Genomic DNA, 14,393 nt, shown 5'->3' with positions numbered 1-14,393 from the left:
GTGACCGGCGGGCCGGTCCGGTGCTGACGGCGTCCCGGCCCGACGCGTCGTGTTCAACGTGCCGGGAACTGTTCGTCCAGCGCGAGGTTGAGTTCCAGCACGTTCACCCCGGGCGCGCCCATGAAGCCCAGCACCCGGCCGGTGGTGTGCTCCTGGACAAGCCGCCGGATCCGCGCGGGGTCCGCGCCGCGCTCGCGCGCCACCCGGTCGACCTGGATCCGGGCGTACGCCGGGGAGATGTGCGGGTCGAGCCCGCTGGCGCTGGCGGTGACCGCGTCAGCCGGCACGGCGGGTTCGGCCGGAGCGTCGCCCCGGACCGCGACGATGGTCGCTCCGGCCGCTCGGTAGTCCACGCCGGGCTCGGCCAGTTCCACCAGCACGCCGTCGTAGCGGGCGATGAACGGGGCGGCGGGGGCGGTCTGGTTGACACTGACCGCCCGGGTGACCGGGCCGGTCAGGCCGTCGCGGCGGAACACCGCCAGCACCGCGCCGACCCCACCGGCGGTGCAGTACGGGCGCCGTCCGTCGACGCCGTCGAGTTCGCCGATCGCTGCGCTGCGGGCACAGACCTGGGTGAGTAGGCTGCGCGTCGACTCGTCCGGGTCGGCGGCGATGGTGTCGACGATGTCCTCCGGGCCGAGGTTACTGGCGCTGGTGGCGGTGGGGTCGTAGCCGTCGCCGGCCGCCGAGGGACGGGACTGGAAGTAGCGCGGGACCGGGTTTGCGTTCACGTCGGTGAACGATTGGCCGATCAGGGCGCTGCCGACGGGCCGTCCGTCGATCTCGATGATCGAGCCGTCGGTCCTGGCGGCGAGGCCGGGAATCCGGCCGACGACGACCATGGCGAGCGGGTAGGCCAGGCCGAGCAGTACGGTGAAGACGAGCAGCGCACGCAGGGCGGCGAGGTGTTGGGCGAGCCAGGTGGGAAGGCGCATCACGAGATCCCTGGAATGAGCTGGATGAGCAGGTCGATGAGTTTGATGCCGGCGAACGGCACGAGGATGCCGCCGAGTCCGTAGACCAGCAGGTTGCGGCGCAGTAGTTGCGATGCGGCGGCGGGTCGGTAGCGCACGCCACGCAGCGCGAGCGGGATCAGCGCGACGATGACGATCGCGTTGAAGATCACCGCAGACAGGATCGCCGATTCCGGGCTGGACAACCGCATGATGTTCAACGTCTCCAGGCCCGGGTGGATGCCGGCGAACATGGCCGGGATGATCGCGAAGTACTTCGCGATGTCGTTGGAGATCGAAAAGGTGGTCAACGCGCCGCGTGTGATCAGCAACTGCTTGCCGATCTGGACGATCTCGATCAGTTTGGTCGGGTCGGAGTCCAGATCGACCATGTTGCCGGCCTCCTTCGCGGCCGAGGTGCCGGTGTTCATGGCGACTCCGACGTCGGCCTGCGCCAGCGCGGGGGCGTCATTGGTGCCGTCTCCGGTCATCGCGACCAGCCGGCCGCCTTCCTGCTCCCTGCGGATCAGGGCGAGTTTGTCCTCCGGCGTGGCCTCGGCGAGAAAGTCGTCCACCCCCGCCTCGTCGGCGATGGCCCTGGCGGTACGTGGGTTGTCGCCGGTGATCATCACGGTGCGGATGCCCATCCGGCGCATCTCGTCGAAGCGGTCCCGCATGCCGTTTTTGACCACGTCCTTGAGGTGGATGACGCCGAGGGTGCGGGCCGGCTGGCCGTCGAGGTGTTCGGCGACGACGAGCGGGGTGCCTCCGACGCCGCTGATCTCGTCGACGAGGTGGACGACCTGCTCGGTGGGGTGGCCGCCGTTGTCGCGTACCCATTTCATCACGGCGGCGGCGGCGCCCTTGCGGATCCGCCGGGCCGGGCCGGTGGATCCGCCGTCATCGGTGCCGTCGACGGTCAGGTCGACGCCGCTCATCCTGGTCTGTGCGGTGAACGGCACGAAGGTGGCGTGCGGCATCAGCCCTGGCTCCCGTTCCCGCAGCCCGAATTCTCTCTTGGCGAGGACGACGACCGACCGGCCCTCGGGGGTCTCGTCGGCCAGGCTGGACAGTTGGGCGGCGTCGGCCACTTGGTCGGTGGTGACGTCCTCGACCGGGAGGAATTCGGCTGCCTGCCGGTTGCCGAGGGTGATGGTGCCGGTCTTGTCGAGAAGCAGGGTGTTGACGTCCCCGGCGGCCTCGACCGCCCGGCCGCTCATGGCGAGCACGTTGCGCTGCACGAGGCGGTCCATGCCGGCGATGCCGATCGCCGACAGCAGCGCGCCGATGGTGGTCGGGATCAGGCAGACCAGCAGGGAGACCAGCACGACGCCGGTCACCCCGCTGTCGGTGATCGCCTGGGTGTCCGGCGCGGCGGACTGGAAGTTCTTCGAGAAGATCGCGAGGGGTTGGAGGGTCACCACGGCCAGCAGGAAGATGATCGTGAGCGCGGCGAGCAGGATGTTCAGCGCGATCTCGTTCGGGGTCTTCTGCCGGTTGGCGCCCTCGACCAGGCTGATCATCCGGTCGATGAAACTCTCACCAGGCTTCTGCGTGATCACTACGACGATCCGGTCGGAGAGCACCTTCGTGCCGCCGGTGACCGCGCTGCGGTCGCCGCCGGATTCCCGGATGACCGGGGCCGACTCGCCGGTGATGGCGGACTCGTCGACGCTGGCGATGCCCTCCACCACGTCACCGTCGCCGGGGATGACCCCGCCGGCCCCGACGACGACGATGTCGCCTTGGCGTAGCCGCGCGGCCGCGACGATCTCGGTGCGGTAGGAGTCGGGGTCTGCACCTGCGGTCCAGCCGAGCAGGCGGGTGGCGACGGTTTCAGTCTTCGTCCGGCGCAGCGCGGCGGCCTGGGCTTTGCCGCGACCCTCGGCGACCGCCTCGGCGAGGTTGGCGAACAGTACGGTCAGCCACAGCCACACCGTGATCGCGCAGGCGAACACTGACGGGTCCGCGACGGTGAGGACGGTGGTGAAGACTGCGCCGATCTCGACGATCAGCATCACCGGGTTGCGCCACAGCGTGCGTGGGTCGAGCTTGCGCAGCGCGTCGGGCAGCGACAGGACAAGCTGCTTCGGATCGAGCAGGCCGCCGCGACCGCCGTGCGAGGCGGGGGCGTCGGCCGTAGCGCGCGGTGCCGCCGTCGAGGTGGTCATGCCGATGTCTTCCATCAGATGTCACAGCCCTTCAGCCAGCGGGCCGAGCGCGAGCGCGGGTAGGAAGGTCAGCGCGACCAGGATCACCGTGACGCCCACGACCATGCCGACGAACAGCGGTCGGTCGGTCGGCAGGGTGCCCTCGGACGCGGCAGTGGGCTGCTGGCGCGCCAGGGAACCGGCCAGGGCGAGCACGAGGATGATCGGTATGAACCGGCCGAGCAGCATGCAGATCCCCAGCGCGGTGTTCCACCACGGCGCACTGACCGTCAGCCCGGCGAACGCGGAACCGTTGTTGTTGCTCGCCGACGTGAACGCATACAGCACCTCGGACAGCGCGTGCGGGCCGGTGTTCAGGGCGGCGGAGCTGTTGCCGGTGGCGAACGCCGCCGCCGTGCCGATCAACACCAGAGCCGGAGTCACCAGGAAGTACACCGACGCGAGCTTGATCTCCCGCGAGCCGATCTTCTTGCCGACGTACTCCGGTGTCCGCCCAACCATCAAACCGGCGACGAACACCGTGATCACGGCCAGGATGAGCAGACCGTAGAGCCCAGCACCGACACCGCCGGGCGCCACCTCGCCCAGCATCATGTTGACCAGCAACATTCCACCGCCAAGCGCCGTGTACGAGTCGTGGAACGAGTCCACCGAGCCGGTGGAGGTCAACGTGGTGGCGGCGGCGAACGTGGCCGAGTTCGACACGTCGAACCGGACCTCCTTGCCTTCGAGGGCCGCCCCGGCGGCCTGCGGAACCGTGCCGTCGCCGGCCAACTCGAACACGTTCGTCACGGTGACGCTGGCGATCGCCAGGACCACCATGACAGCGACGATCGCATAGCCCTGCCGCACCTGGCCGACCATCCGACCGAACACCCTCGGCAGGTTGAACGGGATCACCAACAGCAGGAAGATCTCCACCCAGTTCGTCCAGGCGGTCGGATTCTCGAACGGGTGCGCGCTGTTGACGTTGTAGAAACCGCCGCCGTTGGTACCGAGATCCTTGATCGCCTCCTGGCTGGCCACCGGCCCGCCGGTGATCGTCTGGCCGCCGCCGGTCAACGTGGCGACGTCGGTGCCGCCGGACAGGTTCTGCACCGCCCCGCCGATCATCAACACGATCGCGGCGAACACCGACACCGGCAACAGCACACGCAGCGTGATCCGGGTCAGATCCACCCAAAAGTTGCCCAGGTCACCGGTGCGGCTCCGGGCGAACCCGCGGACCAGCGCGACCGCCACCGCGATGCCGACGGCGGCGGAGACGAAGTTCTGCACCGCCAGCCCGGCCATCTGCACCAGGTGCCCCATGGTCGACTCACCCGAATACCACTGCCAGTTCGTGTTGGTCACGAACGACACCGCCGTGTTCCACGCGCCGTGTGTGACCACCGGGCCGAGGCCGAGCGAGAGCCACAGGTGGTTCTGCAGCCGCATGAAGGCATAGAGGAACAGGATCGAGACAGCGGAGAAGGCGAGCAGGCTGCGTGCGTACACACCCCAGGTCTGCTCGGCAGCCGGATTGACTCCGACCAGGCGGTAGACACCCCGCTCCACCCGGGAGTGCCGCTGGCCGGACACCACCCGGAACAGGTAGTCCCCGAACGGCCTGTGCACGGCGACCAGCGCCACCGCCAGCGACAGGATGAACAGCACGCCGGCTGTCGTCACAGTCATCAGAACCGCTCCGGAAACAGCAGGGCGGCCACCAGAAACGCAGCCAAGCCGATCGCCACCACGAGACCGACGGCGTTGCCGGCACTCACCGCCTCTCCACCTTCCTCACCACCAGCGCGAGGACTGCGAACAACGCCACCGTCAACACCACGAACACCGCGTCGGACACCCCTGACTCCTCGAATCGCCGAACAGGCCGCCTCGGCCGCTTCCGGGCCGCTTCTCGGCCCGCCTCGGCAATCACAACCCGACTTGGCTCACGGTTGGCTGATTTCGGGGTCTGCGGGGCTGTGACCTGGGGTGTTGTGTCGGGAGGCACGCACTAAACGGCCGGGTTCTAGGGTGTCGGCGTGGCGTACGTGCGGACGGTGAAGACCGCGTCGGGGGCGCGCGCGGTGCAGATCGTGCACTCGCAGCGGCGGGGATCGCGGGACATCGAGCACATCGGATCCGCGCACACCGACGCGGACCTGGAACTACTCAAGGCGGTAGCCCGGCAGCGACTCGCCGCCGGGCAGGGCGAGCTGGACCTGCGTCTGCCGGACCAACCGGCCAACGGCGGCGCCCCGCTGCCGATCACGTCATCGCGGGCCGGGCACCTGCTCGACGCGTTGGGCCGCGGCTACGAGACGCTGGGATTCGCTCGGGCCACCGGCCGCGATGAGGTGTTCAAGGCGTTGGTGCTGGCCAGGATCATCGAGCCGACCAGCAAACTCGATTCGGTGCGGGTCCTCGACGAGGCCGGCGCGTGGGCGCCGTCGTACGCGACGATCAAACGGCGGCTGCGGGTCTACGCCGGCGGTGACAGCGCCTCCGACCCCGCAGCGCCGGCCGGCGCCGAGACCCCAGCGGATGCGGCGGGTGGCCCGTGGCGGGCACGGCTGGCGCGCGCCTGCGCCGAGCACGTGCGGCTGGGTCCGGCGACCCTGCTGCTCTACGACGTCACCACGCTGTACTTCGAGGCCGACGAAGGTGACGGGTTCCGTGAGCCCGGCTTCTCCAAGGAACGGCGTCTGGAGCCGCAGATCACCGTCGGTCTGCTCACCGACGGGGCCGGGTTCCCGTTGATGGTGCACGCGTTCGAGGGAAACCGGGCCGAGACCACCACCATGCTGCCGGTCCTGCGAGCGTTCCTGGAGGCGCACCGGCTGTCCGACGTCACCGTGGTCGCCGACGCCGGGATGGTGTCCGAGGCGAACAAACGCGCCATCGAGGCCGCCGGTCTGTCGTTCATCCTCGGCGCCCGTGTCCCCGACGTGCCCTACACCGTCCAGCAGTGGCGCGACGCCCACCCCGAGGCGGAGATCCCCGACGGGCACGTGTTCGTCCAGCCCTGGCCCGCCGGCCGTGGCGACAACCGCCGTGACCACACGTTCTTCTACCAGTACCGCGCCGACCGGGCCCGCCGCACGTTGAAGGGGATCGACACCCAGATCACCAAGGCCGTCAACGCCGTCGCCGGCCGGACCCCGGTCAAACGCAACCGGTACGTACGCCTGACCGGCGCGACCAAGACCGTCAACCGCGCCCTCGAAGCGAAAAACCGCGCCCTGGCCGGGATCAAGGGCTACGTCACCAACCTGCCGAACCCCGACCCCGACCAGGTCATCAGCGCCTACAGCCGACTCCTGCAGGTCGAGAAGTCCTTCCGCATGTCCAAGACCGACCTGGCCGCCCGGCCGGTGTTCCACCACACCCGCGAATCGATCGAGGCCCACCTGACCATCGTGTTCGCCGCCCTGGCCGTGTCCCGCTGGATCGAGAACACCACCGGCTGGAGCATCAGACGCTTCGTCACCACCGCCCGCCGCTACCGCACCGTCACGATCCAGGCCGGCGACCACACCATCACCGCAGCCGACCCCATCCCCGACGACCTCCACACCGCACTCAACGCCATCCACCGCACGCACTAAATGAGCCAAGTCGGGTCGTCACAGTCATCAGAACCGCTCCGGAAACAGCAGGGCGGCCACCAGAAACGCAGCCAAGCCGATCGCCACCACGAGACCGACGGCGTTGCCGGCACTCACCGCCTCTCCACCTTCCTCACCACCAGCGCGAGGACTGCGAACAACGCCACCGTCAACACCACGAACACCGCGTCGGACACCCCTGACTCCTCGAATCGCCGAACAGGCCGCCTCGGCCGCTTCCGGGCCGCTTCTCGGCCCGCCTCGGCAATCACAACGCCAGCCATCCCGCGACGACAGGGGTGATCACGCCGCCATCACGGCGAATCAGCGCTTTTTAACGCCTTCTTCACGCCACCCCTACATCAGGCCAGCGTCGATGGACACGGTGAGTCGCCGCCCACGCCCGTCCGCCGCCGGTGACCACCGAATCGTTCAGCTGCCGGGCCGGTGTTGGATCCAGGCCGTTGTCAGCCGGCGGAGGCCGGCAGCCAACGCGACCAGTGCTACCGGCCCGACGACGAGGACGGTGCCGACGGCGGCGATGACTGGTTCGACGTACATGACGACGGAGTTCCAAATTTGTACGGGGAGCGTTCGAGTGGATGGTCCGCCCATGAAAAGTGCGATAAGCAGATTGTCGAACGAAGTCAGGAAGGCGAACAGCGCAGCCGACAGCACCGCAGGGCCGATAATCGGCAGGGTGGTCGTGCGGAAAGCGACGACCGGGCTGGCGCCGAGACCTTGTGCGGCGCGTTCCAGGGTCTCGTCGAAGCCCTGCAAAGTCGCCGACACCATGAGGACTACCAGTGGGAGGGCCACGACTGACTGGCCGATCGCGATGGCGACCGTGGTGTCAGTCAGACGCAAATCGGAGAAGAGGAAGAACATGGCGATCGACGTGACGATCTCTGGGACGATGAGCGGCGTGAGGATCGCTACGTACACCGCAGACTTGAATCGGAAGCGTCCGCGGACCAGGGCAACGGATCCACAGACCCCGGCAATCATCGATATGGCGGTGGACAATCCCGAGATGACCACGCTGGTCGTGAGCGTGTCCAGCCATTCCGGCCGGCGCAGCAACTCTTCGTACCAGCGAAGCGACCAATCTGGGGGTGGGAACGTCAGGAACTCGGACGAGGAAAACGATACGGTGACTATGATGACCAACGGAATGAACAGGAAGATACCGACCAGAACCGCGAATGTGTAGAGAAGTGCCCGCCCCATAATCCGTCACCCCCGGTTCTCGAATAGTGTCCGCAATCCGATGAAGCGACTGATGGCCAGGAAGCCGACCGCCGTGATCGCCAGTAGGATGGTGCCGATCGCCGCCGCGTCCTCGGCCTGGCCGCTCTCCGAGACCAGCGTCGTGATCAGCGATCCGATCATGACGTCGCCCGGTCCGCCCATCAGCTTCGGCGTGATGAAGAACCCCGATGCCAGAATGAACACAAGTATCGATCCCGCCGCGACTCCAGGAAAGGTCAGCGGAAGAAATATGGTTCTGAATGCGTTCCAGTTTCCGGCGCCGAGATTCTGCGCAGCCTGGAGCAGGCGTGGATCAACCGACCGCATGTTGCCGTACAGCGCGAAGACCATGTATGGCAGGAGCGCGTAGGTCATGCCGATGATGACACCCGTGCGGTTGAACAGTAGCTGGACCGATCCTACGCCCACCGCCCGCATCGCGTCGTTCAGGATTCCGTTGGGTGCGAGCACGACCAGCCAGGCATAGGTTCGGACCAGCAGGCTGACGAGAAAAGGGATGATGACGAGGCCGCGTAGAATACTGCTGAGCAGTTTCGGACCGGTGACGATCACATAGGTCAGCGGATATGCCACGAGCGCTGTGGCGATCGTGACCGATACTGCGATCTCGAAGGTGATTCGAAACACCGTTGCGTAAGTCCTGACCTCCAGGACATCACGATACTTCTCCAAACTCACATTTCCCGCATCGGTCGTGAGACTCGCGGCGATCATGTTGATGAGCGGATACACGAAAAAGACGCCCAGGAGGATGGCGACGGGGAGCAAGAGAGCTACGTGAGGGACGCGGAGCCGTCGTACCGGTGCGTCGGCTTTCTCATTCACCGGCCTCCTCCAACAGGGTCGCGCGCTCGGGCGCCCAGATCAGATCGACCCTGGAGCCGATATCGAACTGTTGCGTCGAGCCGCCTTCCTGTCGCTTGACCAGCAAGAAGTTTTCTCCGGTCGCCACTCGGTACCGGACGGCGTCGCCGAGATAAATTTTCTCGACAACCGTTCCGGGCCAGCAGTTGGCTGATCCGGCGCCATCGCCTACAACGGTCATCTGCAACTGCTCTGGACGGATACTCACGGTGGCCGTCGTGCCGATGGCGGGGGACGTGCTGTCCCGTGCCCACAGTGATCCGCTACCGACGACGTCAATATGTACCAGTCCACCTGCCCGCTCGGTGCAGCGTCCGGTGAGCAGGTTGGAGTCACCGAGGAAGTTGGCGGCGAAGGCAGACCTCGGTGCGTTGTAGATCTCGGCTGGCGTCCCCACCTGTTCCAACTGTCCGGCTCGCATCACGACGATCCGGTCGGACATGGTCAGCGCCTCTTCCTGATCGTGTGTCACATATACGACAGTCACGCCAAGCTGTCGATGAATCCGCTTCAGTTCGATCTGCATCTGCTGTCGCAACTTCTTGTCAAGCGCTCCCAGCGGCTCGTCCATCAACAGCACTCTGGGTTCGAACACGAAGGCCCGCGCGAGCGCCACACGTTGCTGCTGTCCACCGGACAGTTGACGAGGCATGCGTTCGCCCATGCCGGCCAGGCCGACCATTTCCAGGGCAGCGTCGACGCGTCGCCGTACGTCGACCCGTGGCACCTTTCGCAACCGCAGCGGATAACCGATGTTCGCGGCCACGGTCATGTGGGGAAAGAGTGCGTAGCTCTGGAACACCATGCCCATGTGGCGACGATGCGGCGGGGTGGTGCTGATGTTCCGGCCGCCGACCAGGATCTGGCCCGACGACGGGGTCAGAAAGCCCGCGATCATCATCAGGATGGTGGTCTTCCCCGAGCCGCTGGGACCCAGCAAGGTCAGGAACTCGCCATCGACGATGCCAAGGTCCACGCTGTCGACGGCGACCACGTCCCCGTACTGGTGCCGGAGCTGGCAGAGCTCGACGGCCAGCCCGGGAGGCACCGCAGACCCGTTGGTGGTGTCGTCGGTTCGCTGCGGTCGCGTCATTGGCCGGCTTTCCTGGTGAGAGTCTGGGAGATCATGTCGTCAGACCTTCGCGTCGGTCCTGTTCGGCTGAGGAGGAATCCCGCAGCGCTGGGTCGCCGTATCCGCCGCCTCCTGCGGTGGACAGGATGAGGCGGTCGCCTGGGTCGGCATCGAATATGACTTTGGATCCGAGCGCGACGCGTTCGCCCGCCGAGGTGATCCTCGTCCACGAGGAAGGGGTTCCCGCCGAACCTCCGGCCAGCCCCCACGGTCCGATGCGACCTCGGTCACCGGCGATCGTCACCTGCGCCCGGTGATCGAGGATCCGGACTTCGCGGAGGATGCCGAGCCCACCACGGTACCGCCCGGAGCCACCGGAGTTCTCGACCAAACCGTACCTCTCCACGAGCAGCGGATAGGCGGCTTCGATGGCCTCGACCGGAGCATTACGCGTATTGGACATGTTGGTCTGGATGGCGTCGAAGCCGTCACGGTCGGCGCTGGCTCCCTGCCCGCCGCCGTACGTCTCGATGTAGGCGTAGGGCCGGTCGTGACGCGGGTCCCAACCGCCGATGAGTAGCGCGCTGAGCGAGCCCGACGAGGCGGCGGCGACCTTGGCCGGCGCGATCTGGGCGAAGGCGCCGAAGATCGCATCGGCCACTCTGAGCCCGGTGACGGGGTTGGCGTTGGAGACCGCCGCGCCGGCTGGTGCGTTGACGACGCTCCTCTCGGGCACCGAGACGTGGATCGGTCGGTAGGCTCCGTCGTTGGCCGGGACGTACGGATCGGCCATCGCCTTGACGACGAAATACGCGCAGGACAGTGGCAGGGCGGGAGGCGCGTTGAGTGAGCCGGCAACCGCTGGCGCCGATCCCGCGAAGTCGATGAACACATCCGAGTCCTCGACGCGAACCGTGCAGCGGATGGGGATGAGCGTCTCGGTGAAGCCGTCGCCCTCGATGACGTCCTCGAAAGTCGCCTCCCCGTTGGGCAACGCGGCGACCGCGGCCCGCATCCGACGCTCGGAGTAGTCGACGATGCCGGTGGTCAGTCGCCTGAAACCTGCGTTGCCGTGCCGGTCGGCCAGTTCGGCGATCCGGCGGGCGCCGATCGTGTTGGCGGCGACCTGGGCGCGCAGGTCGCCGCGGAAGTCTCGGGGCGTACGCAGGTTGGCGGCGACGATCTCCACCACTTCGTCGACGAACCGGCCGCCGCGCTGCACCAGCACCGGGGGTATCTGGATACCCTCCTGGTAGATCTGGGTCGCCAGCGGGGGGCAGCTTCCTGCGGCCATACCGCCGACATCGACGTGGTGTGCCATCGTCGCGACGAACGCGGTCAGGTGGCCGTCGAGGAAGACGGGCGAGTAGACGAGGATGTCGCACAGGTGCGAGCCGGTGATCCATGGGTCGTTCGTGATGACGACGTCACCTTCGCCGAGGCTGTCCCCGAACCGGCGCCACAGCTCCCGCCCGGCCGAGTGCATGAATCCCAGGTGGTATGGGATGTGCTCGCCTTGCGCGATCATCGCGTCCCGGAGGTAGATCGCGCAGGAACAGTCCCGCCGGTCCTTGATGTTGGTCGAGTACGCGGAGCGGATCAGGGTGGCGCCCATCTCCTCGGCTATCGAGGCCAGCGCGTTTCGCGTCACTTCGAGGCTGACTGGATCGACAGGGGCGGGATCCCGGTACATCGAACCTCCGACAGGGTGGTTGGCGTCGATCGTGGTATGCGTCGGGCTGAGCCTGGGCAGGTCAGGCGGCGGTGGGTGCCCTGCGTGGTCCTGCCGCAGCAGGTGCCGGGAAGAGGTGCGGATCAGATGGATCAACGAGCGCTGGCCGCGTGCGGGCGACGGCCCGGCTCGTGTCGGTGAGCAACGCGACGAGATGACGTGCCATGATCGCGGTCTGCAGGGTGAGCTTCGCATCGGGATCGTGCGGATCCAGGCCGGTCAACGCGGCGATGCGGGCCAGCCGCTGCTGCACCGTGTTGCGGTGCAGGTTGAGTAGCCGGGCGGTGTCGGCAAGACTGCTCAACCGCAGATAGATGCTCGTGGTCTCCAACAGTGCCTCGGCCCGAATGTCGTCCATCTCCATCACCGGTCCGAGGACGTCGGCGTAGAAGTAGCGCAGATGGGCAACCGGCCGGCCGATCAGGAAGGCCATGGCACCGAGGTCGTCCATCAGGATGACCGTGCCGGAGCCGCAGATCGCCTGTCCCGCGACCAGAGTCTGTCGAGCCTGAAGGACCGCCACGGATTCTCGGCCCCGCAGGTGCCACGTGGCACCGCCCGCGACGGTGACCGGGACGCCCGGCAGGTACCGGCGCAGCGCCCGCCAGACCGTTCGGGCCAACGCCCGTCGTTCACGCATGCCGCCGACGGGTACCGTCACCATGAGTCCATCGGGAATCTCCTCGCAGCGCACGGCTCGGGGAGCGACGGCGTTCTCCACCGCCTGGTGAGCCGCGCGGGACCGGTGTCCGCCCAGGTCACAGACGAGAACCAGGTACTCGATGGGCGTCGAGTTCGGCGTCCCGATCGCCCGCTTGTCGGTGGGGTCCATTGCGCCAATATGCGGTAGCCAAAGCCAGGTGTCCAATAGCCATTAGGGGCTAATTGGCTTTATTGGCACCCCGGATCCAGAGGCCAAACATCCGAGAAAACTCCTGGACACCTGGCGGAAACAGTCCAATAGCCGCGCGGGCGCACGCAATGGCCTGCTTCCCTGGAAGCCGCTACGGTGGCGCTAGCGGCGGCATAGCCGTCGCGACGGCACCACCGTCGATCGGCCGACGCGGGGCCGCCCGACAGCTGCCAACGTGGACTCGCGATACATGAGATAGGGGCCGGTGTGGCCGAGTCGTCGTCGAACCCGGTTCAGTCGCTGCGATACATGCTGGGCGCGTGGCACGAGGCGAGTGGGCCCCTCTACATCCTGCTCGCCGACGCGATCCAGCGGGCGGTGCAGCGCGGCGAGCTGCCGTTGGGATCCCGGCTGCCGGCCGAGCGTCCGCTGGCCGAGGCGCTGGCGATCAGCCGTACGACGGTAGCGGCGGCCTACGAGCTACTGAGCCAGCGCGAGGTCGTAGCTCGGCGGCAAGGGGCTGGTACGTACGTCGGGTACTACGGAGGCGGTTCGCTGGCCGCACGGACGATGACGATGACGATGGATCGGGAATCCCAGGATGTCGTCCCATCAGGGGAGATCGACTTCTCGACCTCCGCGCCGATGGGGGCTGACCTGTTCCCCGAGACGATCCTGGAGAGTGTCCGTGCGGATTTCGGACGGCTGACCCGGGGATACGGGTACTCGCCGTCGGGTCTGCCCGAGCTGCGTCTGGCCATCGCGGATCGGCTCAGCAGGTGCGGCCTGCCGACGACGCAAGAGCAGATCATCGTCACCACCGGCGCCCAGCAGGCCCTGTACCTCTGCGCGCAGCTCTTCGTCCGACCCGGCGACCTGGTCGTCGTCGAGGATCCGACGTGGCTGGGAACCATCGACGCCTACCGCGCGGCACGGGCGCGGGTGGTCGGGGCACTCTTCGACCGCGACGGTGCGCGCACGGCGGAGTACCTGGAAGCGGTAGGGCGGGAACGGATACCGGTGTTCCACGTCAGCCCGTCGCTGAACAACCCGACCGGCGTGCTGATGAGCGAACGGCGTCGTACGGAGATCGTCGCCCTCGCTGAACGAAACTCGACGGCGATCATCGAGGACAACACGCTGAGTGAGCTGTCGTTCGGTCCGGTACCCGCACCGATAGGAGCGCTCGGCAGCCGGGTGCCCGTCCTGGGTATCGGCTCGTTGAGCAAGGTGGTGTGGGGCGGTTTCCGGGTCGGATGGGTGCGCGCGGACGAAAAGCTGATCGGGCGACTGGCCCGGATCAAGCTCACCGTCGACTACGGCGGCCCGGTTCTCGACCAGCTCCTGGCGGTGGAGCTGATGCAAGACATGGATTCCCTGCGCTCGACCCGGATCGCCACCAACCGCATCCGCCTCGAAGCGCTGCAGCAGGCGCTGCGCGGCCGCCTGCCGAGCTGGAGTTGGGACGTGCCGGCAGGCGGGCTGTCGTTGTGGGTCACCCTGCCGGAGGGGGACGCCGTCGATTTCGCCGTAGCGGCCCGTCGGCACGGTGTGCGCGTCGCACCGGGACCGATGCTCTCGCCGACCACCCGGATGGAACAGCAGTTGCGGCTCTCCTTCGTCCAAGAGCCGGAGGTCCTCGCCGAGGGCGTGCGCCGGCTGGAAGCCGCCTGGGGGGAGTATCTCGCCGTCCGGGACGATCGCCGCCTGACCACGCTGGTCGGGTGAGCCGACGCGGGTGTGCAGGTTGCCCACCGACGGGCGCCGGCAGGCAGGCTGGGTGTCTACGGTGACCAGGGTGCACTGCCACGAGGAGGTTCCCATGTCGGGCGGGTGCCGATGGCGCAAATCGGTGCCGTCGGTCGTAGCGACGAGCATCACCG

General features: G+C 67.4%; 12 protein-coding genes. 2 read left to right on the top strand and 10 right to left on the bottom strand.

What is annotated here, in order from left to right; all coding sequences use genetic code 11:
• Positions 1-53 precede the first annotated feature (53 nt).
• From ACN27F_RS16745 to kdpF (ACN27F_RS16730), 4 genes are read right to left on the bottom strand one after another with little or no spacing between them, the layout of a single operon-like run.
• Positions 54-935: a potassium-transporting ATPase subunit C gene (locus tag ACN27F_RS16745; RefSeq protein ID WP_421434448.1), complete on the bottom strand. Its 882-nt coding sequence runs from the start codon at positions 933-935 to the stop codon at positions 54-56.
• Complete coding sequence (gene kdpB / locus ACN27F_RS16740; RefSeq protein ID WP_421434447.1) at positions 935-3,124, bottom strand: potassium-transporting ATPase subunit KdpB; 2,190 nt, start codon at positions 3,122-3,124, stop codon at positions 935-937. The genes ACN27F_RS16745 and kdpB overlap by 1 nt, the downstream gene beginning before the upstream one ends.
• Before the next feature lie 21 nt (positions 3,125-3,145).
• The gene (kdpA, locus tag ACN27F_RS16735) at positions 3,146-4,801 is read right to left on the bottom strand and encodes a potassium-transporting ATPase subunit KdpA (RefSeq protein WP_421434446.1); all 1,656 of its coding nucleotides are present in this window, start codon (positions 4,799-4,801) and stop codon (positions 3,146-3,148) included.
• Positions 4,801-4,890, bottom strand: coding sequence for a K(+)-transporting ATPase subunit F (gene kdpF / locus ACN27F_RS16730; protein ID WP_421434444.1), 90 nt, complete (start codon positions 4,888-4,890; stop codon positions 4,801-4,803). The genes kdpA and kdpF (ACN27F_RS16730) overlap by 1 nt, the downstream gene beginning before the upstream one ends.
• A 261-nt stretch (positions 4,891-5,151) precedes the next feature.
• On the opposite strand from kdpF (ACN27F_RS16730), the gene ACN27F_RS16725 reads away from it, so the two are divergent.
• Positions 5,152-6,717 carry an IS1634 family transposase gene (locus ACN27F_RS16725; RefSeq protein ID WP_421434445.1) on the top strand — a complete coding sequence of 522 codons (1,566 nt, stop codon included), beginning with the start codon at positions 5,152-5,154 and terminating at the stop codon, positions 6,715-6,717.
• Between the two features lie 27 nt (positions 6,718-6,744).
• Here ACN27F_RS16725 and kdpF (ACN27F_RS16720) read toward each other — a convergent pair whose 3' ends face one another.
• The 6 genes from kdpF (ACN27F_RS16720) to ACN27F_RS16695 form a co-directional block, all read right to left on the bottom strand.
• A complete protein-coding gene (gene kdpF, locus ACN27F_RS16720; protein ID WP_421434444.1) occupies positions 6,745-6,834 on the bottom strand; it encodes a K(+)-transporting ATPase subunit F in 90 nt (29 codons plus the stop codon).
• Between the two features lie 315 nt (positions 6,835-7,149).
• A complete protein-coding gene (locus tag ACN27F_RS16715; RefSeq protein WP_421434443.1) occupies positions 7,150-7,947 on the bottom strand; it encodes an ABC transporter permease in 798 nt (265 codons plus the stop codon).
• 6 nt (positions 7,948-7,953) lie between these two features.
• Positions 7,954-8,814, bottom strand: coding sequence for an ABC transporter permease (locus tag ACN27F_RS16710; protein ID WP_421434442.1), 861 nt, complete (start codon positions 8,812-8,814; stop codon positions 7,954-7,956).
• Positions 8,807-9,946: an ABC transporter ATP-binding protein gene (locus ACN27F_RS16705; RefSeq protein WP_421434441.1), complete on the bottom strand. Its 1,140-nt coding sequence runs from the start codon at positions 9,944-9,946 to the stop codon at positions 8,807-8,809. The genes ACN27F_RS16710 and ACN27F_RS16705 overlap by 8 nt, the downstream gene beginning before the upstream one ends.
• Before the next feature lie 31 nt (positions 9,947-9,977).
• Positions 9,978-11,618: a hydantoinase B/oxoprolinase family protein gene (locus tag ACN27F_RS16700; protein ID WP_421434440.1), complete on the bottom strand. Its 1,641-nt coding sequence runs from the start codon at positions 11,616-11,618 to the stop codon at positions 9,978-9,980.
• Positions 11,619-11,679: 61 nt separating this feature from the next.
• Entirely contained in the window at positions 11,680-12,489 is an 810-nt protein-coding gene (locus ACN27F_RS16695) for a PucR family transcriptional regulator (RefSeq protein ID WP_421434439.1), read from the bottom strand.
• Between the two features lie 330 nt (positions 12,490-12,819).
• On the opposite strand from ACN27F_RS16695, the gene ACN27F_RS16690 reads away from it, so the two are divergent.
• The gene (locus ACN27F_RS16690; RefSeq protein WP_421434438.1) at positions 12,820-14,238 is read left to right on the top strand and encodes a PLP-dependent aminotransferase family protein; all 1,419 of its coding nucleotides are present in this window, start codon (positions 12,820-12,822) and stop codon (positions 14,236-14,238) included.
• The last annotated feature ends 155 nt before the right edge of the window (positions 14,239-14,393 follow it).

The sequence above is a fragment of the Solwaraspora sp. WMMB335 genome, from assembly GCF_049179075.1.
Lineage (GTDB): Bacteria > Actinomycetota > Actinomycetes > Mycobacteriales > Micromonosporaceae > Micromonospora_E.
This window is presented reverse-complemented; position numbering and strand designations above follow the sequence as displayed.